The following is a 22,341-nucleotide window of genomic DNA, read 5'->3' on the forward strand; positions in this document are numbered from 1 at the left end:
CGAGAGCTGTGCATTCGTTAAGCGGCCAGGTCGGCGAGGTGGAGATCGAGCTTCTGGACTCGAGCCTCGCGGTCGTAGCGCGACATCGCGCTGCGCGCGCTACGGATGGTGTGGATGGACCGCACCGAGCCGGTGTGGCCGGCGAGGTCGACCGCGGTGTGGAGGTCGTCGCAGGCGAGGTCGAGGTCGTTGGCGTGCAGATGTGCTTCGGCGCTGCGGACGTGATAGATCGTGCGATCCCGGACGTACTGGGGGTTCATGCTGCTCAGCGCGTTGTCGATCAGCGGGCGAGCCTTGGCGGGCTGGCGGAGGTCGACCCAGCAGGCAGCGGCCTGCGCGGCGAGTTCCGACTCGTCGAAGAAGTAGATCCAGTCGGGTTCCGGGGTCTGGGACGTGGTCGCGTCGAGTCGTCGTTCGGCGTCGTTGAGGGCGTGACCGCAGGATGCCGCGTCGCCCGCCTTCGCGTACGCCCGCGCCTTCCGGCTGGCCAGCAGCGCCCGAAGTCGCGGAGTGGCGGTGTGCTTCGTCCGGTCCTCGGCGGCGTCGATCAGGGCGATGGCTTCCTGTTGGTGGCCGGTCAGCGTTGCTTGGAAGCTCATGCACGCCAAGACGTGCGCACCGGTCAGGGAGTCGTTCGCGCTGGCCGAGGACCGCAGGGCCGCGACGTAGTAGGACTGGGCGGCGGCATGATGGGCCGCGTCGAAGTGCAGCCATCCGCACAGGCGGGCTGCCTCGGTGACGAGGCTGAAGAGCCGCTGTCCGGCGGCGGTGCTGTAGTCCGCTTGATCGGCGAGGCGAGTCAGCCAGTTGAATTCCGCGACCGCGAGCTGGTGGAGTTCGCGTCCGCCGAACTCGTCATCGAGCTGGCGAAGGTCGGCGAGCCGGTGGTCGAGCCGGTCCAGGACCGTGGCGGACAGGCGCGGGTCGCGATGCTCGGGCAGCGCGCCCGTGGTCGGTGGAACGACGCCAGTCAGGGCTGAACCCCATCGGTCTGCCACGCCAGCGAGCGCGGCACCCGTGATGATCAAGAACCCCCGGCGATCCATCGTGCCTCCCGCGACCTCGTGAAGAACCTGCATCGTCCCGGTAATCGACCAGGGTGGCTCCAGGACGCTGGCCTGCCCGGCTCCGCGCCAGTCCGGCCAGTTGAACGCAGCGCCCACGTCGCGCGCAACCTCAAGCTCGGAGGTCCGGCCAGTGGGAGGACCGGCGAGTTGATCAGGACCGAGGAGAGTGGCGAGGGCGTCGCGGGACAAGTCGAGGGCCTTGGCGAGGTCGGGCTGGTTCCACGGCTGCGGTGTACCGGTCCCTCGCTCCCAGCGGCCTACTGTGGATCGTTCGAGCCCGAGGCGCTCGGCGAGCGTGTCCTGGGTGAAACCCATCGCCGCGCGGCGTCGTGCCAGGCCGTCTCGTCGTGCTGCCATGCTCGTCCCCGTCCGGCTAGACCGCCCCTGATGTTCCCGTCGCCGTTTGGCCAGGTCAAGACTAGGGCCACAAGACACCGAAAGTCCGGCAGGCCGGCGGATCAGCGGAGTACCGAAAAACAGGCGCACGAGCTGCCTTTTGTGTTCGGCGAGAAGCCTCACCGGCTGTGGGGCGGCATGGGTACCATTCGTTCACGCTTCCGAACGCGGCCGAGTAAATGTCCGTCTCCTGGGCGCTGTGGCGTCCGGAACGCACAATCGAGAAGTCTGGTTACACACGGTGTCAACCCGCTTCACCCGATTGACGTAGACGCCGCTCGGTCCATGTTTGGGCAGGTCATCGGGGGTAACGCTCCATCCGCGCCCCATCGCCGCCCCACCGCCGCTCTGGTCCGATCCCCGTGGCGATCGTTTAGTTGATCGGTGTTCGCAGCCGCAACCACCAGCAGTTTTGGAACCGGCCACGGGCACCGCCTGGCTGGCGCACCGAATGGTCGCCGGGTGTCGATCGTGGGCCATTTTGACGGCCTACTCGGATGAAAACGACTCAAACAAACCAAATAATAGGGACTCGCTGACTATTGGAGTAGATATGCTCTCCCAGCGATTCGCGATGCTTTGTGCGTCGCGATGCCCACAGACTCAGCTCGCTGTGCCGTGTTTGTTCGTGCAGCCGGTGTGTCGACGGGAATGGAGTAGGGACACCGCGCGAGGCGGTGCCGCACGATGAACACCGGACCCTGGTCCATCGCGTGCCGTGATGTCGCCGGCCGCGAGCGGACCCTGCGTGTTGTCGTGCGTGGCTCGGAGGTCGTGGTCATGGCTCCCCCAGGGGAAGTCGCGGTCCTCGACCGCGCCGCCACCGCCCAGTTCCGCTCCGCCGTCATGCAAGCCACCGAGGTGGCGACCACACCCGCGCCAGGTGCACCTGGCCTCATCACGACAACCGGCATGGCGAGCACGGCGGAGCAGAACAACGGCGGTCTTCCCCCAACCGCCGAGGGGCGCCCTGCTCTGCTGTCATGTCGCGGCGGGACCACGACCCCGATACCTGGTCTCGCCGCGATCCCCGCCACCAGGGGTGACGCCGGATGATCGCCCTGGTCATCACGGCGAGCGCCGCGCTGGCGTTTGTCTGTTGCCTGCTGCGGTTCGCGTGGCGGCGTCGACAGCAGACCGAATCCGCCTACGCCGGTTCGCATCGGCGCGCGCCACGCCAGCCTCCCAACAGGGTCCTGCGGCACGCGATCGCGACCGCCGGAACACACGGCCTCGGCATGATCCGAAAGACCGAAGGCCCATGAGGCGGCCATGTCACACCGTGCCCGCCGCGACCTTGCTTCGTCGGCTGGGATGGCACCACCGCAAAGTCGACTGCCGCGACGGCGACGGCCAGCGGTCCGCGCTGCACCTTCGGCGGCGCACTCCCGCGGACGTCGAGATCGAGCTGCCCGGCGGACGGCTCGCCCGGCTGACTAACGCCGAGGCCGGGCAGCTCCGGGCGGCACTGCGCGACGTTCTGCTCGCCGAGCACCCGCCGCACCGAGCGGGGGCCGTCTAGCCAGATGTTGAAGCCAGGCCGGATTTGTCGCCGTGCCTTCGGACGAGCGCGCGCTCGCGCCACCGACTGCGGCCGGGCGGAAGCGGTTCCACGACGCCTTCCGCCCGGCCGCCACCAGCACCCACCCCTCTCGAGGAGGACCGACTCATGACCGCCGTCATCGACGACCACCCCGCCCTGGCCGAGCAGCAACCTGACCAACGCGCGCGGGACTACAGCGACGTGTTCGCGTGGCCAACCACCATCGACAGCGTCACCGGCGACGTCCGCCTTCAACTCGGCACGAACGTCGACGCGCTCATCATGCGCGCCGGGTTCGCTGGAGAGGTCAACAATTTCCTTGCGCGGCACATGTTGCGCGCGCCCATCATCGTGGTTCCCGGCGATCCCAACGACTGGATCTTCCTCACCCAGCCACGCACGACCCTGCGCCAGTCGTCCTGGGATGACCTGGTGCGCATCCAGGTCGGCTGGAAACGGCGCGGCGACACCATCTTGCTCCCCGCTTTGGACAACGTGGACGAAGGCGTGCGGTGGCTTGAACGACCGCAACCACACGTGGCCCTTCCGCCGTGGACCGCAGTGGTCGGCGCGGCCCGCTCGACGTCCTCGCTGTGCGGGACGTGGTGAAGATGCCGATCGGCACCCCTGCGCACCGGCATCCGCGCCGCGCCATTGTGATCGCCTCCGGCGGGCTGGACTCCACTGTGCTGGCGTACTGGCTGGCCGCGCGCGGGGCCGAGCTGACGCTGTTGTCCTTCGACTACGGCCAACGGCACCGAGTCGAACTGGAGTACGCGGCCGACATTGCGCGACTGCTCAACTGTCCACACGAGACCGTTGAACTCGCGATGCTCGGGCGGCTGTTGGTCGGTTCGGCCCTGACCGACACCGACGTGTCGGTGCCCGACGGGCACTACACCGACGAGTCGATGCGCGCCACGGTCGTCCCGAACCGAAACGCGATCATGCTCGACATCGCGGTCGCGGTGGCGATCGTGAGCAAGGCCGATGTGGTGGCGTTCGGCGCGCACGCCGGTGATCACGCCATTTATCCCGACTGCCGGACAGAGTTCGTCGAGCGGTTCACCAGGTCGGTCCGCACTGCCAACGAGGGACTGCTGGTCGACGATTTCGAGATCCTCGCCCCATTTCTCACTCAGAGCAAGACCGACATCGTCCGCATCGGCGCGGCACTGGAGGTTCCGTTCGAGCGGACGTGGTCGTGCTACCGAGGCGAGGCAGCGCACTGCGGGACGTGCGGTACGTGCACCGAACGCAAGGAAGCGTTTCAGCAGAGCGGCATCACCGACCCCACCAACTACCGCAGCGTGTGAGGAGATGACCATGATGGCGGGGAAGGAACTCGGCGCACCGGCTGGGCCTGGGCGGGGCCGTCGTTCCCCGTGCCATGGCTCGCGCGTGTCGGGTTGCGAACCGGTACAACGTGGCGAGGGGATCGTTCCTGCCGCCCAAGCACCCAGCACGGTAGCGCAGCGGGCCGGAACAGCGCCAGCGCCCTCCGCCTCCGGACCGCAGTCGCACTCGCTGATGCCGCTGCTGTCCGAGCCGCACCTGCGACGCGCGTTGCGGCAGTGCGGCCGGCGAGCCTCGGCACCCGGTGCCGACGACATGACCTGGGGTCACCTTCGCCGCGATGCGCGCCTGGTGTTGCCGCAACTGGCCATCGAACTCGCTGACGGAACCTGGCGACCCGGACCGGTCCGCGACGTACAGCTCCCCACCTACACCGGCAAACAGATGCACACCTTCATCCCCACCGTGCGGGATCGACTGGTACACCGTGCGCTGCGCAACGCCATCGAACCGGTACTGGAAGCGAGCGCCTTCCGCGATTGGGTCTCCGGGTTCCGCCCACGCCGCAACCGCATCACCTCCCTACGCCAGGCCGCCGTGTACCACCAGGCGCGTTTCCGGTGGGTAGCCGATCTCGACGTCGCCTCGGTGTCGGAAGGCGCAACAGTCGACGAAGTCATCGACTGGCACGCCGAGCACATCCACGACGGCACCTTCCTGGCCCGCCTGCGCAACGCGCTCGCCGCGATGCCGAGCCCGATCGCGCCGGGCTCCGGTCTCGCACCCATGCTGATCAACCTTCGACTGTCCCAAGTGGATAAGAAAATCTCCGGGCTCCGAGTCGTGCGCTTCGCCGACAACTACGTCGCTTTCGCCCGAACCCGCGTAGACGCGCAGGAGGCGTTCTACACCATCAGCGACGCACTCCTGCAACTTCGGCTGCGGCCCAACGAGATCAAGAGCCGCATCCGCGAAGACGTCAACGTCGAAGACCTGTTCCTGATCGGCGGCTGAGGCATGAACCTGGAATGGATCGAGGTCACCGGAGGAGTCTGCGCTTTCGGGGACGACGCGCGCCCTGTCCCGGTCCCGACCCTGTTGTGGACGCGCACCCCCATCGCCTACGGGCACCTGCCGAACGAGCACCCCGGAGTCGGGCCGCGGTTCCCCGTCGCCGAGATCAGCCACGCCGAGGCGGCCGACATTGCCAGCCAGTTGGGCGGGCGGTTGCCGCGCTCGGCGGAGTGGGAGTGGATGGCCGCCGGACCGGACCGCCGACGCTGGCCATGGGGCAACACGCCGTGGCAACCGGCGTTCGCGAACCTCCGCGACTCCGGGCACGGCACAGTCACCCCGGTCGACACGCACCCCGACGGTGCCACGCCCGAAGGCGTGCTCGACGTTGCGGGCAACGTGTGGGAATGGACCGCCAGCACCGCGATGAGCGACGGAGTCGTCATCCGTGGCGGTTCGTACGCCGCGCCGCCGATGTACGCCCAGTGCACCTTCCTCAACGCTGCGCCCGCTGAACTGCGCTCACGCGGAATCGGCCTGCGGGTGGTGCGAGAACCATGACACTCCGGCCGCCCACCACATGCATCCTCACACCCGACCAGGGTTTGATCATCCTCAACTGCTCGCGGGAGAAGCTCGTCACCAGCGTCCCCGTTGCGGCACTTGACCTCTACCAAGGCGCGTGCGTCCCACGCGCGCGTGAACACTTCGCCGCAGACCCGGCACGCCGAGCCCGCATCCGCATCCTCTCGGCCGCACACGGCCTGCTGCGCCCCGAAGACCCGATCACCACCTACGACCACCGGCTCACGAACCGGACCGAAGCCGTCCGCCTGCACGAGCAGGCGGTTGCCGAGCAACTGGACGCCGAGCTCGCCGAGACACCGTCGATGCGGCACATGCTGATCCTGGTCGAGCCGCTATACCTGCTCGCCTTGCAGCGCCTGTTCGACCACCTCGACCGATTCGATCAAATCGCGATCATCCCGGACCCCTGGGGATGGCAGGACGGGTTGACCTACCTGCGCCGCTGGGGGTGGGCGTGACCTCATTGCACGAGGAGCTGTTGCGCCGCAACAACTTTCACACCAGCAGTACCCGCAGCTGGGAAGCCATCTCCGGGATCGGGTGGCACGAGCCCACGCCGTCGGCCCTTTCGCTCGCCGCCGTGCGGTCTCTCTCTGTCGTCGTCCCGGCCCACAACGTCGCCTACTGCCTGCCGGCCGTGCTCGACGCCCTGGAAGGCCAGCACCACCGGTACCGGTTCGAGGTCATCGTCATCGACGACGCCAGCACCGACACCACGGCCGCCATCGCCGCCCAACACCCGATCGTCACCACGGTCCTGCGGCTCCCGGAACAAATGGGCGGGGCCACCGCGCGCAACCTCGGCACCGCGCTCGCGCGCGGGCAGACGGTGCTCTACCTCGACGCGGACATGGTCCTGCCCCCACACGTGATCACCGACGTCACCGCCCGCGCCACCGACACCACGGTGCTCGTCGGGTTCCGCCACAACCTCCCTTACGACCTGCACCAGGGCGGGCGCGGTGTCCTGGCCGACCACCCACACCTCGCCGCGGATCACCGGGTCGTGTGGCGACCTCCGGTTGGCCGCCCGTTGCTCTACACCGGCATCACGTTGACCGAGCGCCTTGACGGCCGTCCGCTGGATCACACCCACGACTTCGTCGACCTCGGCTACGGCCAGCGCTATGTCGACTGGGACCTGCCCCGCATGGTCGTCACCTGCCTCGTCGCCGTTCCACGCGCCGCCGTCCTCAACGTCGGAGGGTTCGATCCCGAGTTCGGCCGGATCGGCTGGGGCATGGAAGACACCTACCTTGGCGCGTGCCTGATCGCGAGCGGGCTGCTGGTGATTCCGCTTCGGCAGGTCGTCGGGTTCCACCTCGATCCACCGGACGCGGAGCAGCAGTGGCAACGCAAGCTCGCCACCTGGCCCGACACCCTCGCCCGTTACTGGGACCTGATGCGGCGGCCCGCCCCGACCGGCCGCTCCCACTCGTTCACCGCCGAGATGTCGGAGTTGCTGCGCACCTGCGAGGTACTGCGATGACCCCACCAGCCCTGGCCCCGGCCGCCAGCATCGAACGCCGCCGCGACGGCACCGACCAGAAAGAAGACGCTGCCCGATGATCGACCCGATCTCCCTCGCGGTAGGCGCCGGCCTGTTCGCCGCAGGACTGCTGTCCGGCAAGCTGACCCGCCGCCGAGCACCCGCAGACACCGCTCCGAAGGCGTTCTGCGGCTGCTCGCACGGACTGGAACAGCACGACCCCGACACCAAGGAATGCCACGGCCAGATCCTGCACAAGAACGCGCGAACCAAGGGCGGCACTCCGATCGGAAATCAGTGGGTGCCCTGCACATGCCGCCAGTACGTCGGCCCGAAGCCGTTCGAGGAGCTGTTCGCCCCGCAGTTGCTGCCCCCGCAGGACACGCTATGACCAGGCGACGCACCGCCACGACGCGCACCTTCACGGCGCGGACACACGGCAGCGAGCGCGTCGTCCATGACCCGCTGACCGGGCTGACCCACCGCGCCGGTATCGAACTCGTCTCCGGCCGTGTTCGGCTGTCCGACGCCGACGTCGCATCCTGGCCCGAGGTCCACCCGGCGGCCGTGCACGTCAACGAGCCGATCAGCGTGTGCTGGTCGCCCCTGGTGCGCTGCAACCTCGCCTGCCCCCACTGCCTGGACGACAAGGCCGTGTCCGAACTTGCCCGACCCGACCGCCACCGCATCGCACACCTGCTCGCCGAGTCCGCGATCCTGGGGGTGGACATCTCCGGCGGCGAACCACTGCTGCTGCGCGAACTGCCCGAGCTGATCGACGTGCTCGTCGCGGGCGGCTGCGCGGTCAGCGTCACGACCAACGGCACACACCTGGTCCGCCGCGCCGAAGCCCTAGCGTCCCGCGTGGACGCCGTACGGGTCAGCCTGGACGGTCCGGACGCCGAACGCCACGACCACTGGCGCGGCACTGGCAGCTTCGAACGCGCCATCGCCGGAATCCGCGCGGCGGTCGCCCACGGCATCCCCACCCAGATCCAGACCGTGCTCCTACGCTCCACCGCGCGAGCCAGCGTCCGGCCGATGACCGAGCTGGCCGCCGCGCTCGGCGCGCACGGGGTGACCTTCCTGCAGATGCTCCCCATCGGGGAAGGCGCCGCGCTGGCCGACGCCGAGCAGCTGACCGACGACGAGGCCACCGACCTCCTCGCCGAGCTGAGCACCACCGCGGCCGTACCCGTACGCCTGCGCACCCGCGAGGCAGCCGGGGGCTTCACCGTGATCCGAGCCGACGGCCAGGTGTGGCGCAACCAACCGGGTTCGCACGCCATTTCCTCCCTCCGCCCACTGCTTGGCGTCAACGACCTCGCACTGACCGCGCGGGACGGCTCGGCGTGAACGGCTCCTCGAACCGTCTCGACACAGCACGGCTGCGGGCACGCACCGCACAACAGGAGGACTGGCGATGAACACGCCGACCAGCGAACAACTCGATCAGTTCGCGCGAGTGCTGGGAGACCTGCTGCGGACCGCGCGGAAAGACCGCGGCTGGACCCGCAAGCAGATGCGTGCGGAGATGGGTGCCGAAGAGGAGGACGAGGTGTCCCTGCAAACCCTCGCCACCTACGAACTCGGCACACGCCGCCTCTCTGTCGAGCGGCTGGTCGAACTGTGCGCTGTGCTGGAACAGCGACCAGACGAGCTGTTGCTCCGCGCGACCACTCTCGCGTTCGGTGATCACGACGGTCGCCTCAAGGTCGACCTGTCGGCTCTCGCGCACACGACCGACCCCCGGCTGCAGCCCCTCCAACGATGGGCGAGGGTTCGAGCCCGCCAATGCCCGGTCGGGCGCGCTCCCATCGAAGAACTCGACGCCCACGCACTGACCGCGCTGGCCGGAATCGCCGGGTCACCCATGTACGACCTCGTGCAAGCCCTGCGTGAACTCCGAGGCGCATAGGACCCGCGACCACCTCACTGACGCGACATCCCTTGCCCCTCAACGAACGGACCACGAATGACCACGACACGCCGTGTCTTCGAGCACCACCAGATCTGGCGCTTGACCCCCGACGCGCTCCGCGAGGCCACCACGCTGCTGGCCGGCGCGATCCTGAGCGATCACCAATCGGTCCAGCACGTCATCGGCATCGCCAACGGCGGTGTCGCCCCCGCCCGCATGATCGCCTCCACGCTCGGCGTAAAAGCCCGTACGGTCCACGCCCGCCACAACACCGGCGACGCGACCTACCAGCAGGCCACGGGCAAGGTGACCCTCGACCTCGACCCGCTGATCCGCGCCCTCAATGGGCAACGGATGAAGGGCCGAGTGCTGGTGGTGGACGACATCTGCGGCAGCGGCGCCACCCTGCGCCGCCTCCAACACGACCTCGCGCCCTTGCTCAGCCCGAGCGCGCAGCTGCTGACCGCGGTCTTGTGCCTCAACACCGGGGCGACCACGTTGCCGGACTACTCGGTCTGGACCGTCTCGGACTGGGTCGTCTTTCCCTGGGAGAAGCCGCCCGCCGACCAGGACACCACCCCGCTGCCACGCCCAGAGGAGGTCCTCTGCCATGCCTAGCCCGCCTCCGCTGACCATCGCGTTCGTCCTGGCCTCCTACACGCCGAACGCGCCGGCCGGGATCGAACGCGCCACCGCCGCCCTCGCCCACGGCCTGCGCCAGCTCGGCCACCGCAGCCTCATCCTGACCGCCGCCCCGACCGACACCTCGGACGACAACGTGGTGAGGGTGTGTTCGGTGGGCGTCAACTTCCCCTGCGACGACGATGAACTGCGCGACGCGATCAGCACCCACGGGCAGGACGCCCTGCTCGCCGCGGAACTGTGCGAGTTGTACCGCAAGCACCGGGTCGACGTCGCCGTCTACACCGACGGGTTGTGGGGCCTCGGCAGAGCCGCGCCGGTCAGCAGGGCGCGCTCGGTACTGGCCATGCACGTCGTCGGCCACGATCAAGACCTCGAGCCTGCCCTGGATCGCGCCGACCTGGTGATCGCGCCGTCCCAGACGGTGCTCGACCAGGCGCACGATCGCGACTACGACACCGACCGCTGGCAGGTCGTGCCCAACGCCCTGCTCGACGACCACACACCGCCATCCGACTCACGCCGGGAAGCGCTGCGACGGCACGGCCCGATCCGTGTGCTGGCCCGGCTCGGGCCGGAGAAGAACGTGCGGGCATTGCTGGATGCTGGGCGGCTGGTCGATCGGACGATCGAGGTAGTCGTCGGCGAGGCCGGATTCGAGGCCGCCGCCGGCGGCCAGGCGGCCGAATTGGACAAGTGCCGCTACTCGGCGGCCCACCTCAAGCTCGGCACCATCCACGGCGACGGCCTCGACTGGCGTCAGGTGCCGTCCTGGCTCGCGCAGGCCGCAGTGGTGATCGTGCCCTCGCTGCGCGAGACCTTCGGACTGGTCGCGCTTGAGGCGATGAGCGTCGGCACCCCGGTGGTTGCCTTCGACGTAGGCAACCTGCCCGCCCTGGTCGGCACCGGCGACGGTGCGGGTGGGGTGATTGTCCCCCGATCGTGGGGTGAGCACGGTTTGTGGCGCGCCGCCGAGCACCTGCTCGAAGATTCGGTACGCTACGCCGAACTATCCAGGGCTGCGTACTACCGCTCGCGGGACTATCTGCCCACCACAGTCGCCGAGACATTCGTAAAGGCGGTGCGGTGATGCCTGCTGGCGTCCCTTTGCTCCTGGTTGACGGTCACAACCTCCTCTGGCGCGCGGCGTTCGGGTTCCCCGCCGCGATCCTCTCCCGCGACAAGACCCGCGATCTGACCGCAGAGTTCGGGTTCTTCGCGCTTCTGCGCGTCGCCATCCGCGACGAGCTCCCCGAGCCACCCGAAGTGCTGGTCGTGTTCGACGGCGAGCACGGCGCCGCCGAGCGCAAGGGCAGCGACGCCGACTACAAGGCCAACCGCGTCATCGACGAGGCCGCCCTCAAACCGCTGCGCGCGATTCCGCACGTCCAGCGGGCGCTGACCGCCTACGGCATCGGGTGGATCGAGATCGACACCGCCGAAGCCGACGACGTGATCGCCACCCTCGTCACCACCACCCGCCGCCAGGTCCCCGAGCGGCATGTGCGGATCATGTCCGGCGATCGCGACTTCTACCAGCTCGTCGACGACCAGGTGCGCGCGCTCAACACCGTGATGAAACGCGGCCGACGCCACATCGGCCCCGCCGAGGTCGTCGAGCGCTACGGCGTCACCCCGGACCAATGGCCCGACTTCTGTGCCCTCAAAGGCGACCCCGCCGACAACATCCCTGGCGTGAAGGGAATCGGCGAAGGGACGGCGGCCAAACTGCTGGCAGGCGGGCTCCACCTCGACCAACTCCCAACGTCCGGACGACTGACCGGCGCGAAGAAGACCAAGGTCACTGACACCTGGGACCAGGTACTCGCCTGGCGCGAACTCATCCGGATGCGCACCGACCTCGAACTTCCGCACCACCCGACCGGCCAACCCACGCGCGAACTCCCCAAACCGGCCGATGTCATCGAGAAGCTCGGACTCTGGTGACCGCCATGCCGTTCACCTCTCCGGCGTCTGTGCTGACGGTGATGGCACACTCCGACGACGCCGAGCTCTGGGCTGGCGGAACCCTTGCCCGTTGCTCCGCCTCCGGGGCCGCCGTCACCATCGCCGTCCCGCACCACGTCGAACCAGTCCGGGATGCCGAGGCAACAGCCGGAGCGGCGATCCTGGGGGCCAAGCTGTACCAGTACGACCAGCCCACCGTGACGGCCCTGCGTGAACTGCTGCTCGCCGTCCAACCCGAGATCGTCATCACCCACCCGCTCCGAGACGTTCACCCCGACCACCGGAACCTCGCTGAAACGCTCATGGCGGCCCTGCCCGACGTCGTCATCACCACCGGCCACCCACGCCGCGTCTACACCGCCGACACCTACAACAGCCTCACTGCCGACGGCCCCGTACCCGCACACACCACCATCGACATCACCGACACCTACGACATCAAGAAGCGCGCCCTGGCGGTCCACACGTCCCAGCCGATCAGCGACCACTTCGGCCCCATGGCCGAGACCCTCGCCCGGCTGTGGGGCTCTCGCATCGGCGTGCGCTACGCCGAGAACTTCGTACCGGTGCCTATCCTCGGTCGTCTCCCAGCGGCGTCGACATTGTGACCAGGCTCCGGTTGAGGGGTGCCGCGCAGCCCCTGTGACCTGCGCATACGTGAGATGTCGGTACGATGCGCCGGTGACTGACGAGGTGGTCTGCTGATGGTCGACTCAGTGAGTCCACTGGCCGCGTATCGCCTGGCCGCTGGCTTCACGCAGGAGAGCCTCGCCGAGCAACTGAGTATCGACCGCGGCACCATCGGCCGATGGGAACGGGGTACCCAAGCACCTCAGCCATGGCAACGACCGGACCTCGCGACGAGCCTGCGGATCTCCCTCGCTGAACTCGACGACATCCTGCACCGGACGAAACTCCAGACCGACTCCAGGTCTGCCGTCCCGACGTCGAACAAGACCGCTTCAGCGGACGTACGGCGCAGCCAGCAGGAATGGCTCCACGTGCGGAACGCGCCAGGGGTACGAGGTCGCGAGCTGACCGAGCTGGCCGCCTGGCTCTATCCGGAATCACAACGGGCACCCGGCGGCCACGTGCTCGCTGGCCCCGGCTGGCTGCTCGAGCAGCCAGTTCCCTTGGAATCGGTGCGGCTGGCGTGGTCAGACCAGCAGCGGCCGACTCGACCATTGCGGTCCTTGGAGCACGTCCTGCCGCTGACTGAGCGGGGCGAGCTGTACGCGGGCTACAGCCGAGCGGTGCGGGACCTCGTCCGACCACGGCTGCTGGAGAACCGGCTGAGCTACCGGCTACTTGGCCTGCAGTCCGATCACGGACTGGCGCTGAGCTTCGGGACCACCACCTTCTTCGAGGTGTTCGACGTCAAGCAGGCCCTCGCGCACGAGTTCAAGGCTGCGTGGCTAGCCTCGAACCGCTCAGTGCCTGGCTGGAATGCTCTTCCCCTGCGCACCGCAATCGGTGATCCTTTCGACCCTCAGCAGCTGCTGATGTCGCCGGGGATCAGCACGCTGACCATCCGGCGTGACAGGTCGGACGGTCAGCACCGGTTCGTGCTGCACGAGCGCGACGGTGGAAAGGTCGCGGACGGTGGCGGCCTGTGCCACGTGATGCCAGCCGGTGAATTCCAGCCATCCTCGGTCGATCTTGCCGACATGCGCAACGACTTCTCGTTGTGGCGCAACATCATGCGCGAGTTCTCCGAGGAATTCCTCGGAAACCCCGAGCACGACGGCTCCACGTCCAGGCCGATCGACTACGCACATGAAGAGCCGTTCCGATCATTCGATCGAGCACGCGCCGAAGGCGGGCTTCGACTCTGGCACTACGGCCTAGCGATGGAGCCCTTGGAGCTCGGGGCCGTCCAGATGACCGTGGCCGTGGTCAACGACGAGGTATTCGACCGGTTGTTCGCCGATCTCGTGGACACCAACGACGAGGGACGGGTGATCGGCCGCGGCGGACGAACCGACATGCCGTTCACGGCAGAGGCCATCGACGGGCTTGGGCCCCGGTTGTCAGCCAGTGCACTCACCTTGCTTCGCTTGGGGTGGCGTGATCGACGACAGCTCCTGGATGACTGAGGCTCTGATCTAACATTGGACGGTCGATGAGAGCGTGCGCGATGACGCCGGAAAACCGAACCTTCGCAGAACAAGCGCCTCGCTACCTGTCCACAACAGACCTTGTTGCCTCGCGCAGAGCTGCGATAACTTGCGACCAGTCGAAGGTCGCCAGGCCATCCTCAGCGCGCCTGGTTGTGGCGTCTGGATCGAGTAGCACCACGCCGGCGTTTGTGAGCCGGGCGATACTCTCGGCGTAAGCAGGATGCTGGCGGAGTACCGGTTTGACGCACGGAGCCGCGATGATCGGGACTCCGGCACCGAGCATCTCGTTGAGCACGCCCAGCGCGAGCGTGTCGCTGGTGCCCGATGCCCACTTGTTGATCGAGTTGAACGTCGCCGGGGCCGCCAGGACCGCTTCGGCTCGCGGGAGCGACTCCTCCTGCTGTCGGGGCGGTCGCGGGTGCACCCTCGCAAGGCATCCCGTGGTTGCGGCCAAGGCGTCGAGGTCGATCCACGTCGCAGCAGTCGGTGTCGCGATCACACACACCGCCCAGCCGTCGGCGTACAGGGCGGGAATGAACTCCTCAAGCCGCAACACCGGCGGGGCAGCTGAGGCCACCAGGTACAGCCACCGCGGATCGACGGTCACGCGGCGACTCCGGCGCGCAAGGCGAGACCGCGCAAGGCAGGCACTTCGCGGCGACGCTCGCGGGCGAGCAGGCCCTCTATCAACGAGCGAGCGTTCGGGTTGGCCCGGACCAGTTCGGGCGCCACCCGCTCGGTTTCCAACAGATGGATCACCGCTTGCGGGTCTTCCGTGAGCTGCGCGTGCGCCCACGCGCTGTCTAGGTGGAACTGAGCCTGCCGTCCGTTCAGACCCACCGGCAACGCGGTGATGTCCAACTGCTCTGCCGTCGCAAGCGCACCTCGGGGATCATTCAGGGCGACCGCTACTGACGTGCGATGGATCAGCACGTTCGTCGGGCCGAACGCGGTCCACCCGATGTTGCCGTCAGCGCCGAGCCACCGCGCCAGTGCGTCGGCGTGATCGAGCCGCTCGCCCGCTGCGGCAAAATCGTTGCGGCGCGCGGCAATGACCGCACTGATCAGGGTCAACGCGCCTCGCCAGGTTGCGCTCTGCGGATCCTGGCCTCGCAGACCGGCGGCGGCGGAGACTGCAATCTGCTCGGCGTTCTCGGCATTGCCTGCGCGCAGCAGAGCGCACGCCCGCTGATATGCCGCAGCGGCGAGGCCAAAGGTGTCCTCGGCCGACTCGGCCGCCTCCCGAGCCCGCTCTGCCGCGGCCCAACCCGCCTCACCGTCGCCCGCCTTGGTCGCCAACTTGGCCGCCACGATGGCCACACTGCACTGCAGACCGAGCGCTTCTCGCCGTTTTCGCGCTGGCCCGTCGGCTACCAGGGCGTCAACCGCCGCACTGACTTCAGGCAATCGCCGGGCAACGTCGCCATAGCGGGCGGCCTGATACTTCCGATGAAGATCTGCAACCCGCGCTGACGCGATCGAGAGGGTCGTCCGATGACGCCGTGGGGGCTCCTCGCTGTGGGTGCCCAACATGTGGTCGGCGGCAATCACGCCAGTGAGAAGGGCCGCGTCCACCATGACCTCGCGCCGCGTCGCCGAGGTGTGGCCAGCCGCAATCCTTGACCCCGGTGGATTGAGCAGGATGTCCAGTTCATCCAAGGACACCTTGAGCGACTTGGCTAGATCCGGACGCCTCCACGGCTGCGGCGTCAGCGTTCCGCGCTCCCACCGCCCGATTGTCGAGAGCTCCACCCCAAGCTCCTGGGCGAGGGTTTCCTGGGTGAAGCCGAGAGCCTCGCGCCGTGCTGCGAGGGCATCTCGTCGTATCGCCATGATCACTCCCAGATTCGCTAGCTCACCCACGCTACCCGGCGTTGATCGGACCTGATCAGCGGCCATGTCAACGACGAAACGGCAGACGTCCACGTCTGGACGTTCGACCCATCCCGCCCATGAAAGCGCCAGGGCGGGATGGAGCTTGGGACGATCCGTGCTTGTCCGCCGGGGCCGCCACTAACCAAAGCCCCGCCGGCCGGATCAGCGCGCCTCGACCGCGTGCTCTGCCGCGAGTCGGCGCACATATGCGCGGATGCGGTCACGATCCTCGGGGAACACGCTCTCCCAGGATTCGTTCAGGTCGACCCACTTCGGCGGCTGTCCCTTCTCCCCGCCAAGTTGCGCGTCGCGGCTGATGACGGCTCCGTAGGACAGGCTCAGCGTTGGCGTCCAGTCGGCGCGGAAAGAGCGGACAGCGACGGCCGCCGGCACCGACAGCAGCTCGCCCTGCAGGCCGGTCTCCTCCAAGAGTTCACGGGCTGCTGCGGCTCGAGGCGTCTCGCCTGGCTCAACGGTTCCGCCAGGCGGTACCCAGCCTCGCACCCGGTGCCGCACGAGCAGCACGTGACGGTGCTCCGGGTCGGTGACCCAGACCTCGGCTGCGAGCGGCTCCAACGCGGTCGAACGTGCGTGTAGCCACGCTTGAGCGTCGTCGTACTCGGTCTCGGCAAGGCGAGCATCGACGGCCGCAGCGTCGATGGTCGCCTGGTCAGGCATCGTGTTCGATGCGCTCGAAGATGTCGATGTCCGTCGCCTTCTGCCAGTCCGGCAAATCGTTCCAGTCCGCGACGTACGACGGCTTCGGCTCGGGGAAGTGCTTGAAGATCTGGCCGATCCAGCACAACGCCACAAAGCGGCCTTTCTGGTCTGGGGTCAGTTTGGTGGTGGCGCCGTCGGTGGCCTTGATGAAGGCGAGGACCTGGTCGTACACGGCGGTCGCGGCGTCGCGTTCCCAGTCGGGGGTCTGGTCCCACGGGGTGACGTAGCCAGGCTTCGGCTCACCGGGGTAGTGCTTGGTGACTCCGGCGATCCACGCCTCGCGGAACACGCGGCCACGGTCGTTGTGCATTCGGTCGTCCTCCATCACGCGGCGTGGTTGCCGACGAGTTCGGTGATCTCGGCATCGAGTCGCTGGATTTGTTGGTCGTTGAGCAAGGAAGCAAGGTGTGGTTGAAGGACCCGTAGCTTCTGTGCGATGACCCCCGAGCGGGTCTGGCGGGCGGTAGCCAGGACGGTGTCGGCGTAGGTGACGACCTGGTCCGGGTCTCGGCGGTGCACACCGATCATCGCCAGGTCGGTCAGGACGCCTGCTTTCCGGCGGGCGGTCAAGGTGCCCTGCAGGGCGTCGACCAGAGCCGCTTCAGCGAGGTCGTGACGGCCCAGCGTGACGTAGCAGGTACCGCGTTCTTCAGCCAAGCGGGAGCCGTCGAACCGGAGCCAGCCGCCGTTGTGCACCTGGCCCCGTAGGCGCTGGACCTCAGCAGCGGTGTCGAGGGCACGTTGGCAGGAGTCAAAGTCGCCGAGGCCGGCGAAGGTCTCGGCCTGCACCACGGCGACCCAGTGTCGGGTCGACAGGCTGGGGTCGCCTCGACGTGCGAGGGTGGCGGCCACGTCGAGCATCGGCGCAGCATCCGCGAATCGGCGCTCGTACACGGCGACGAAAGCATGCCTGGTCAACGCGCAGGCCCACAGGTCGGAAGCGGCGGCCTCCTTGCTCGCTGTTGCCGCAAGCGTGTAGCAGTGAGCGGCGTCGGTGTATCGGTTGCCGTCGAAGAAGATTTCCCCCGCCAGCTGGAAGAGGTCGGCGGTCAGTTCGCAGAGCCGTTGTCGGATGGTCGGTGTCTGCGGTCGTCGCAAGGAGTCGCTGAGTACACCGAGTTGGGCTCGGACCAGTGGCAGCACCTGGGCCTTGGTCGGCGACAGTGCGTACACGCGCCACAGGTGGGAGTTGAGTTGGGCGAACTCCGCTGCTCCCGCCGTGTCCACCGTGCCGGTGTGAGCTGTGGCGGCGAGCCGGTCGACGTCGCCGAATACTGTCTCGCCAGCAGGCAGCGCGAGCAACGCGCCGGTCATGCTGAACAAGCGCAGCAGGTCGCGACGGTTCATGTCGTCGGCCTCCGCAGGGTCGGCTGGTTTAGTGGCAACGGTAGAAGCTTGCCGGTCCGGCGTGAGCAACGCATCCAACTGGTCGAGGCTCACATCGAGGGTCTTAGCCAAACACGGTCGACGGTACGGCTGCGGGGTCAGGGTGCCGCGTTCCCAGCGTCCGACCGTGGAGAACTCCACGCCCACCGCCGCGCCGAAGCTCTCTTGGGTGTAGCCCATCTGCTCACGCCGCGCGGCGAAGGCATCTCGTCGGTCACCCATGAACACCACCTCACCCCGTCGGTCACCTGCCACGATAGCCAGCTACGGGTCAAGGCTGATCACCTGCTCGGCGAGCTGTACCCGTTCGGACTACCGCCTCTGAAAAGGCGTTTGCGCAGGTCAGAGGTAGTGACGCCTCGTTGCCGCCTCATCGACGCCTCGTTGGCGCTCTGGCTGTCGTTGATCATCAGGGGTGGACTGATGTCGCTGCGGTCCGGGCGAGCTTCCGCTTCGGCGCAGTCCGAGCATCCGGAGCGTCTTCACCGGGACGTGCCGCCGAGGGGTGTGTGGTGGTGGGACTGCCCTCCACTTCGACGGAATTCCGCTCGCGGGTGTGCAGGCGGGAGCGCTCGGTATGGGCACGCGCTCCCCACCACGTTGCTGGCGGACGTCACAACAGCTCTTGCCCCTGCCGAAGAGGTCATGGCACGCAACGTCCCCGCTCCGGCAAACCCGTAATGCTGTCGGCGGACGGGTGAAGATCCGGGTGGGCGGACATCGCGTTCCGGGTCTGCGGACATGAAAACTCCGGATTGACGGACTTGGATGCGGGGCGCGACACGCCCTGTTGATCAATGCCGGGAGGGGCCTCTCCGGCGGTTCACGCTCTGGTTGTCGATCAGTGCGTAACCGCTCTCGGAGAGGCCCCTCGTGACCAAGTCTGACAGGAAAATAATGGAGATACTGGAAGCGTTCGATCTAACACGGTGCGCTCACTCGGCAGCGCAGTTGGTCGGGGTGGACGAGAAGACCGTCGCCCGCTATGTCGCCATCCGCGATGCCGGTGGTGACCCGGCCGGGCGGCCGGTGAACAGGCCGAAGATCGACCCGTTCGTCGAGAAGATCGAGGAGCTGGTCGAGGCGTCGGAGGGCAAGGTCCGCTCCGATGTGGTGCATGAACGCCTGGTCGCGATGGGGTTCACCGGCGTCGACCGGACCACCCGCCGCGCCGTCGCCCGCGCCAAGCAGGCGTGGAAGGCCGGCCACCGCCGAAAATATCGTCCCTGGATCCCCGATCCGGGAATGTGGTGCCAATTCGACTGGGGCGAAGGCCCGAAGGTCGGCGGGCGGCGGACACAGCTGTTCTGCGCATGGTTGTCCTGGTCACGCTTTCGGGTGGTTCTCCCGGTCTGGGACCAGACCCTCGGAACGCTGGTGTCCTGCTTGGACACGACCCTGCGGCGGATCGGTGGGGCGCCGACCTATCTGCTGACCGACAACCCGCGGACGGTCACCATGGACCGCGTCGCCGGGCTTCCGGTCCGCCACCCGGACATCGTGTCCGCGGGCCGCCACTACGGCTGCAAAGTCGAAACCTGCGAGCCGTTCGACCCCGAATCCAAGGGCGGCGCGGAGAACACCGTCAAGATCGCCAAAGCCGACCTGGTCCCGACGGGCGCGAACCTGCTGCCCGAGTACGGATCGTTCGCCGAGCTCGCCGACGCCTGCTTCCAGTGGTGCGAACGGGTCAACAACCGGGTCCACCGCGAAACCGCGGTCACTCCGATCGCTCGCCTCGCGCAGGAACGGGCTCACCTGCATGTCCTGCCCGCGCGCCCGCATGCGCTCGCTCTGGGCGAGGAGCGGGTGGTCGAGCCGGATCAGACGATCCGGTTCGGGTCGGTGCGGTATTCGACCCCGGACGGGCATCAGGGCAGCAGGGTCTGGGTCCGCGTCGTCGGTGACGAGCTCGTCGTCACCGCCCGCGGCCCGGCCGGGTTGGCCGAGATCGCCCGGCACCTGCTCTCGACGCCGGGCAACCCGCGGATCCTCGACGCTCACTACGCCAGCACGCGTTGCACGAGTGCGCCGCGGCCGCCGCGGATTCGGCCCCGGACCGAGACCGAGGTCGCGTTCCTCGACCTGGGTGAGGGGGCGCATCGCTGGTTGATCGAGGCCGCCGCGACCGGGGTCACCCGGATCCGGGTGAAGATGCTCAAGGCGCTCGAGCTCGCCGCGGCCCTCGGCGCCCAGCGCGTCGATGAAGCGCTCGGCTTGGCCGCGATCGCCGGCCGGTTCTCCGATGAGGACTTGCCCTCCATCGTCGATCATCTCGCGACGTCGGCCGCGGTGACCGATGTCGTCCGCGCCGACGAGGGCTTCTCGGCGCAGCCGGGGACCTCGGGCTGGGAGGCGTTCGGCGCATGAGCACGATCAAGGCACCGGCGCTGCCGGAGGATCTGGAGCGGCTGCTGGTCCGGATGCGGCTGCCTTATCTGCGCAAAGCCGCGCCCGAGGTCGTCGCGACGGCCCGGGCCCAGCGCTGGGACCCCGCCGAGGTTCTGCGGGTTCTGCTCGAGGAGGAGGCGACCGGCCGGTCGGCGGCGACCAGGCGGATGCGGCGGTCGAAAGCGAACTTGCCGAAAGGGAAAACGCTCTCGTCCTGGCGTCCGGAGATCTCCTCGATCAGCGATTCCACCCAGAATGCGTTGATCACTCTTGAGTGGGTTGGGCGGCGTGAGAATCTGGTTTTCAGTGGCCCGTCGGGGACTGGGAAGAGTCACTTCGCTGAAGCGCTGGCCAACGTCGCGATCGAGCGGGACATGCGGGTTGCCTGGCACACGCTGGAGACTCTGGCCGCGACGATCATGAAGTCGAAGGTTGACGGCAGCGTCGCCAAGACTGTCTCGCGGCTCTGCGGCAACGACTTGATCGTGGTCGATGATATCGGCCTGCTGCCGGTTCCCAACGACGCCGCCGAGGCCCTCTATCGGGTTTGCGACGCTGCCTACGAGCGTCGCTCGATCTTGGTGACGAGCAACATTCATCCCGCTGGCTTCGACACGATCATGCCGAAAACTACGGCCACAGCGACAGTCGATCGGCTGTTGCATCACGCGCACCTGGTCGCCACCAAAGGCGAGAGCCACCGGCTCGCCGAGGCCCTGGCTGGCAACGGCGTTATCGCGCTCACCAGCGACACGACCGAGTGACACCATGTCCGCCCACCCGGAGAAACGATGTCCGCCAGCCCGGAGGACTGAAGTCCATCGGCCCGGACAACCAGATGACCGTTGACATAATGCTAATGACCGATGGCAGAGGTGGTTCTCAATGTCGTCCCTGCACGCGGAGCGGCGAGTGGGTCACGCTCCATTCGTGTTTGCCGCCATTGTGGTCGTGGGGTGGGTCTTCTGTGCGGCGACCTCTTTCGTGTTCCGGCTGGTGTCCGCTGCCCGCGCCCAACGCCGGGTCGTCGAGGAACGATGTGCCTGACCTCGACGATTGGTGGACCAGCCCGCACGCCGCCGACGTTGTCCCGTCCTCTCGAGACACGAGCCCATGTCTGACCTGCTCAGAGGCGGTGCGAAACTGGGTGCCGGGCAGCGGCGGAGGGATGTTTGGGCGTGCACACCGTGGGCGACATGGACTTGAAACTGCATACAGGTATCGACGTCGGCGCGAACGACGAAGAGTGTGCCGCAGTGATCGCCGTCGACAAACGCGCGCTGCAGAAGGTTACGCCGTTCGGCGCGACAGTCGACCTACTGCTCGACCTTGCCCTTAAGCACGGCCTGACCAGGCTGAACAACTACACGACCTTCGATCCGGCCAGCCAGCCGGTGGTCGCAGACTGGAAGCTGAACGTGGAGCGCCCTGGGCTCGTGACGATCGACTACAGCGCCGGACAGCTGCTGACCAGCCGCCGCCTGGAGTGTCCCGAGCGCTGGCTGTCGGCCGCGAGCAGTCGTGGCACGGTGAACCTCCTGGTCGTCGGAGGCAACGGAAGTTGGTTCCGTACGGGAACCAACGCGCTCGCCGAACTTGACGCCGCCGCCCAGTTCGGGCAGCTGGTCGCCGGCGCGATCGCGTTCTCCGGACCGTCAGCCAAGGCCAATCCGACACCGAACTGGATGAACTGGCCACTGCACGGCCTCACCATCTCGGCCGAAGGTGGTCAATTCGCGCTGAACATCAGCAGTCCGGACCGCGGCCTGCTCAACTCGTTCCCGTTGAACCCGGATGAGGTCAAGCCGCTGGCGAAGGCTCTGTCCCGCGCGGTAGCCAGCAGCACTGAACCAGTCAACATCTCGGCGATCGTTCGCGAAGTGACTGGTCGGCATCTGCCACCGCCTGGACGCGACTGATCGCGG

Annotated in this window: 26 protein-coding genes; 20 read left to right on the forward strand and 6 right to left on the reverse strand. The window is 67.8% G+C overall.

From position 1 onward, the window contains the following. Positions 1-17 precede the first annotated feature (17 nt). Positions 18-1,424 carry a helix-turn-helix domain-containing protein gene (locus ACFWMR_RS01145; protein ID WP_378375934.1) on the reverse strand — a complete coding sequence of 469 codons (1,407 nt, stop codon included), beginning with the start codon at positions 1,422-1,424 and terminating at the stop codon, positions 18-20. Between the two features lie 726 nt (positions 1,425-2,150). Between ACFWMR_RS01145 and ACFWMR_RS01150 the strand changes: the two genes are divergently transcribed. The 17 genes from ACFWMR_RS01150 (at position 2,151) to ACFWMR_RS01230 (ending at position 14,020) form a co-directional block, all read left to right on the forward strand. Then, on the forward strand, positions 2,151-2,519 hold the full coding sequence (locus tag ACFWMR_RS01150) for a hypothetical protein (RefSeq protein ID WP_378375936.1): 369 nt from the start codon (positions 2,151-2,153) through the stop codon (positions 2,517-2,519). Continuing rightward, on the forward strand, positions 2,516-2,728 hold the full coding sequence (locus ACFWMR_RS01155) for a hypothetical protein (RefSeq protein ID WP_378375938.1): 213 nt from the start codon (positions 2,516-2,518) through the stop codon (positions 2,726-2,728). Before ACFWMR_RS01150 ends, ACFWMR_RS01155 begins: the two co-directional genes overlap by 4 nt. A gap of 17 nt (positions 2,729-2,745) precedes the next feature. After that, positions 2,746-2,985 (forward strand): hypothetical protein, encoded by a 240-nt coding sequence (locus ACFWMR_RS01160; protein ID WP_101434365.1) that lies wholly within the window; start codon positions 2,746-2,748, stop codon positions 2,983-2,985. Between the two features lie 147 nt (positions 2,986-3,132). Further along, positions 3,133-3,615 (forward strand): hypothetical protein, encoded by a 483-nt coding sequence (locus tag ACFWMR_RS01165; protein WP_378375940.1) that lies wholly within the window; start codon positions 3,133-3,135, stop codon positions 3,613-3,615. 2 nt (positions 3,616-3,617) lie between these two features. Then, positions 3,618-4,322, forward strand: coding sequence for a 7-cyano-7-deazaguanine synthase QueC (gene queC / locus ACFWMR_RS01170; protein ID WP_378376083.1), 705 nt, complete (start codon positions 3,618-3,620; stop codon positions 4,320-4,322). 214 nt (positions 4,323-4,536) lie between these two features. After that, complete coding sequence (locus ACFWMR_RS01175; RefSeq protein ID WP_378375942.1) at positions 4,537-5,316, forward strand: reverse transcriptase domain-containing protein; 780 nt, start codon at positions 4,537-4,539, stop codon at positions 5,314-5,316. Between the two features lie 3 nt (positions 5,317-5,319). Continuing rightward, on the forward strand, positions 5,320-5,877 hold the full coding sequence (locus ACFWMR_RS01180; protein WP_378375944.1) for a formylglycine-generating enzyme family protein: 558 nt from the start codon (positions 5,320-5,322) through the stop codon (positions 5,875-5,877). After that, positions 5,874-6,362, forward strand: a complete 489-nt coding sequence (locus tag ACFWMR_RS01185) for a DUF6884 domain-containing protein (protein WP_378375946.1) — start codon at positions 5,874-5,876, stop codon at positions 6,360-6,362. The genes ACFWMR_RS01180 and ACFWMR_RS01185 overlap by 4 nt, the downstream gene beginning before the upstream one ends. Then, positions 6,359-7,393 carry a glycosyltransferase gene (locus tag ACFWMR_RS01190; protein WP_378375948.1) on the forward strand — a complete coding sequence of 345 codons (1,035 nt, stop codon included), beginning with the start codon at positions 6,359-6,361 and terminating at the stop codon, positions 7,391-7,393. The genes ACFWMR_RS01185 and ACFWMR_RS01190 overlap by 4 nt, the downstream gene beginning before the upstream one ends. 76 nt (positions 7,394-7,469) lie before the next feature. After that, positions 7,470-7,784 (forward strand): hypothetical protein, encoded by a 315-nt coding sequence (locus tag ACFWMR_RS01195; protein ID WP_378375950.1) that lies wholly within the window; start codon positions 7,470-7,472, stop codon positions 7,782-7,784. Then, positions 7,781-8,749 (forward strand): radical SAM protein, encoded by a 969-nt coding sequence (locus ACFWMR_RS01200; protein WP_378375952.1) that lies wholly within the window; start codon positions 7,781-7,783, stop codon positions 8,747-8,749. The genes ACFWMR_RS01195 and ACFWMR_RS01200 overlap by 4 nt, the downstream gene beginning before the upstream one ends. 67 nt (positions 8,750-8,816) lie before the next feature. Next, positions 8,817-9,311, forward strand: coding sequence for a helix-turn-helix domain-containing protein (locus ACFWMR_RS01205; protein WP_378375953.1), 495 nt, complete (start codon positions 8,817-8,819; stop codon positions 9,309-9,311). Between the two features lie 57 nt (positions 9,312-9,368). After that, positions 9,369-9,932 carry a phosphoribosyltransferase gene (locus ACFWMR_RS01210; protein WP_378375955.1) on the forward strand — a complete coding sequence of 188 codons (564 nt, stop codon included), beginning with the start codon at positions 9,369-9,371 and terminating at the stop codon, positions 9,930-9,932. Next, positions 9,925-11,046 carry a glycosyltransferase family 4 protein gene (locus tag ACFWMR_RS01215; protein WP_378375957.1) on the forward strand — a complete coding sequence of 374 codons (1,122 nt, stop codon included), beginning with the start codon at positions 9,925-9,927 and terminating at the stop codon, positions 11,044-11,046. The genes ACFWMR_RS01210 and ACFWMR_RS01215 overlap by 8 nt, the downstream gene beginning before the upstream one ends. Next, on the forward strand, positions 11,046-11,903 hold the full coding sequence (locus ACFWMR_RS01220; RefSeq protein ID WP_378375959.1) for a 5'-3' exonuclease: 858 nt from the start codon (positions 11,046-11,048) through the stop codon (positions 11,901-11,903). Before ACFWMR_RS01215 ends, ACFWMR_RS01220 begins: the two co-directional genes overlap by 1 nt. Positions 11,904-11,908: 5 nt before the next feature. Then, positions 11,909-12,532, forward strand: coding sequence for a PIG-L deacetylase family protein (locus tag ACFWMR_RS01225; protein WP_378376084.1), 624 nt, complete (start codon positions 11,909-11,911; stop codon positions 12,530-12,532). Between the two features lie 108 nt (positions 12,533-12,640). Next, a complete protein-coding gene (locus tag ACFWMR_RS01230) occupies positions 12,641-14,020 on the forward strand; it encodes a helix-turn-helix transcriptional regulator (RefSeq protein WP_378375961.1) in 1,380 nt (459 codons plus the stop codon). An 82-nt stretch (positions 14,021-14,102) separates the two neighbouring features. Here ACFWMR_RS01230 and ACFWMR_RS01235 read toward each other — a convergent pair whose 3' ends face one another. The 5 genes from ACFWMR_RS01235 to ACFWMR_RS01255 all read right to left on the reverse strand — a co-directional run bounded on the left by ACFWMR_RS01235 (position 14,103) and on the right by ACFWMR_RS01255 (position 18,247). After that, positions 14,103-14,651 carry a flavoprotein gene (locus ACFWMR_RS01235; protein WP_378375963.1) on the reverse strand — a complete coding sequence of 183 codons (549 nt, stop codon included), beginning with the start codon at positions 14,649-14,651 and terminating at the stop codon, positions 14,103-14,105. After that, a complete protein-coding gene (locus ACFWMR_RS01240; RefSeq protein WP_378375965.1) occupies positions 14,648-15,943 on the reverse strand; it encodes a helix-turn-helix domain-containing protein in 1,296 nt (431 codons plus the stop codon). The genes ACFWMR_RS01235 and ACFWMR_RS01240 overlap by 4 nt, the downstream gene beginning before the upstream one ends. A 138-nt stretch (positions 15,944-16,081) precedes the next feature. Continuing rightward, entirely contained in the window at positions 16,082-16,597 is a 516-nt protein-coding gene (locus ACFWMR_RS01245; RefSeq protein ID WP_378375967.1) for an NUDIX hydrolase, read from the reverse strand. Continuing rightward, the gene (locus ACFWMR_RS01250) at positions 16,590-16,949 is read right to left on the reverse strand and encodes a hypothetical protein (protein WP_378375969.1); all 360 of its coding nucleotides are present in this window, start codon (positions 16,947-16,949) and stop codon (positions 16,590-16,592) included. The genes ACFWMR_RS01245 and ACFWMR_RS01250 overlap by 8 nt, the downstream gene beginning before the upstream one ends. Before the next feature lie 14 nt (positions 16,950-16,963). Then, positions 16,964-18,247 (reverse strand): helix-turn-helix domain-containing protein, encoded by a 1,284-nt coding sequence (locus ACFWMR_RS01255; RefSeq protein WP_378375971.1) that lies wholly within the window; start codon positions 18,245-18,247, stop codon positions 16,964-16,966. 675 nt (positions 18,248-18,922) lie between these two features. Here ACFWMR_RS01255 and istA point away from each other — a divergent pair. The 3 genes from istA to ACFWMR_RS01270 all read left to right on the forward strand — a co-directional run bounded on the left by istA (position 18,923) and on the right by ACFWMR_RS01270 (position 22,335). Beyond that, positions 18,923-20,395, forward strand: a complete 1,473-nt coding sequence (gene istA, locus ACFWMR_RS01260) for an IS21 family transposase (RefSeq protein ID WP_378375973.1) — start codon at positions 18,923-18,925, stop codon at positions 20,393-20,395. Further along, positions 20,392-21,180, forward strand: coding sequence for an IS21-like element helper ATPase IstB (gene istB / locus ACFWMR_RS01265; RefSeq protein WP_378375975.1), 789 nt, complete (start codon positions 20,392-20,394; stop codon positions 21,178-21,180). The genes istA and istB overlap by 4 nt, the downstream gene beginning before the upstream one ends. A gap of 432 nt (positions 21,181-21,612) precedes the next feature. After that, the gene (locus ACFWMR_RS01270; protein WP_378375977.1) at positions 21,613-22,335 is read left to right on the forward strand and encodes a hypothetical protein; all 723 of its coding nucleotides are present in this window, start codon (positions 21,613-21,615) and stop codon (positions 22,333-22,335) included. The last annotated feature ends 6 nt before the right edge of the window (positions 22,336-22,341 follow it).

Origin of the sequence: Amycolatopsis thailandensis (assembly GCF_042723255.1) — a bacterium.
Taxonomy (GTDB): domain Bacteria; phylum Actinomycetota; class Actinomycetes; order Mycobacteriales; family Pseudonocardiaceae; genus Amycolatopsis; species Amycolatopsis thailandensis.

Coding starts and splice junctions, on each gene's coding strand:
- ACFWMR_RS01270 (WP_378375977.1), top strand. CDS start 21,613: ATGGACTTGAAACTGCATACAGGTATCGACGTCGGCGCGAACGACGAA.
- ACFWMR_RS01215 (WP_378375957.1), top strand. CDS start 9,925: ATGCCTAGCCCGCCTCCGCTGACCATCGCGTTCGTCCTGGCCTCCTAC.
- ACFWMR_RS01205 (WP_378375953.1), top strand. CDS start 8,817: ATGAACACGCCGACCAGCGAACAACTCGATCAGTTCGCGCGAGTGCTG.
- ACFWMR_RS01220 (WP_378375959.1), top strand. CDS start 11,046: ATGCCTGCTGGCGTCCCTTTGCTCCTGGTTGACGGTCACAACCTCCTC.
- ACFWMR_RS01185 (WP_378375946.1), top strand. CDS start 5,874: ATGACACTCCGGCCGCCCACCACATGCATCCTCACACCCGACCAGGGT.
- ACFWMR_RS01250 (WP_378375969.1), bottom strand. CDS start 16,949: ATGCACAACGACCGTGGCCGCGTGTTCCGCGAGGCGTGGATCGCCGGA.
- ACFWMR_RS01200 (WP_378375952.1), top strand. CDS start 7,781: ATGACCAGGCGACGCACCGCCACGACGCGCACCTTCACGGCGCGGACA.
- ACFWMR_RS01255 (WP_378375971.1), bottom strand. CDS start 18,247: ATGGGTGACCGACGAGATGCCTTCGCCGCGCGGCGTGAGCAGATGGGC.
- ACFWMR_RS01165 (WP_378375940.1), top strand. CDS start 3,133: ATGACCGCCGTCATCGACGACCACCCCGCCCTGGCCGAGCAGCAACCT.
- ACFWMR_RS01155 (WP_378375938.1), top strand. CDS start 2,516: ATGATCGCCCTGGTCATCACGGCGAGCGCCGCGCTGGCGTTTGTCTGT.
- ACFWMR_RS01175 (WP_378375942.1), top strand. CDS start 4,537: ATGCCGCTGCTGTCCGAGCCGCACCTGCGACGCGCGTTGCGGCAGTGC.
- ACFWMR_RS01225 (WP_378376084.1), top strand. CDS start 11,909: ATGCCGTTCACCTCTCCGGCGTCTGTGCTGACGGTGATGGCACACTCC.
- queC (WP_378376083.1), top strand. CDS start 3,618: ATGCCGATCGGCACCCCTGCGCACCGGCATCCGCGCCGCGCCATTGTG.
- ACFWMR_RS01210 (WP_378375955.1), top strand. CDS start 9,369: ATGACCACGACACGCCGTGTCTTCGAGCACCACCAGATCTGGCGCTTG.
- istA (WP_378375973.1), top strand. CDS start 18,923: ATGGAGATACTGGAAGCGTTCGATCTAACACGGTGCGCTCACTCGGCA.
- ACFWMR_RS01195 (WP_378375950.1), top strand. CDS start 7,470: ATGATCGACCCGATCTCCCTCGCGGTAGGCGCCGGCCTGTTCGCCGCA.
- istB (WP_378375975.1), top strand. CDS start 20,392: ATGAGCACGATCAAGGCACCGGCGCTGCCGGAGGATCTGGAGCGGCTG.
- ACFWMR_RS01150 (WP_378375936.1), top strand. CDS start 2,151: ATGAACACCGGACCCTGGTCCATCGCGTGCCGTGATGTCGCCGGCCGC.
- ACFWMR_RS01240 (WP_378375965.1), bottom strand. CDS start 15,943: ATGGCCGCTGATCAGGTCCGATCAACGCCGGGTAGCGTGGGTGAGCTA.
- ACFWMR_RS01145 (WP_378375934.1), bottom strand. CDS start 1,424: ATGGCAGCACGACGAGACGGCCTGGCACGACGCCGCGCGGCGATGGGT.
- ACFWMR_RS01245 (WP_378375967.1), bottom strand. CDS start 16,597: ATGCCTGACCAGGCGACCATCGACGCTGCGGCCGTCGATGCTCGCCTT.
- ACFWMR_RS01180 (WP_378375944.1), top strand. CDS start 5,320: ATGAACCTGGAATGGATCGAGGTCACCGGAGGAGTCTGCGCTTTCGGG.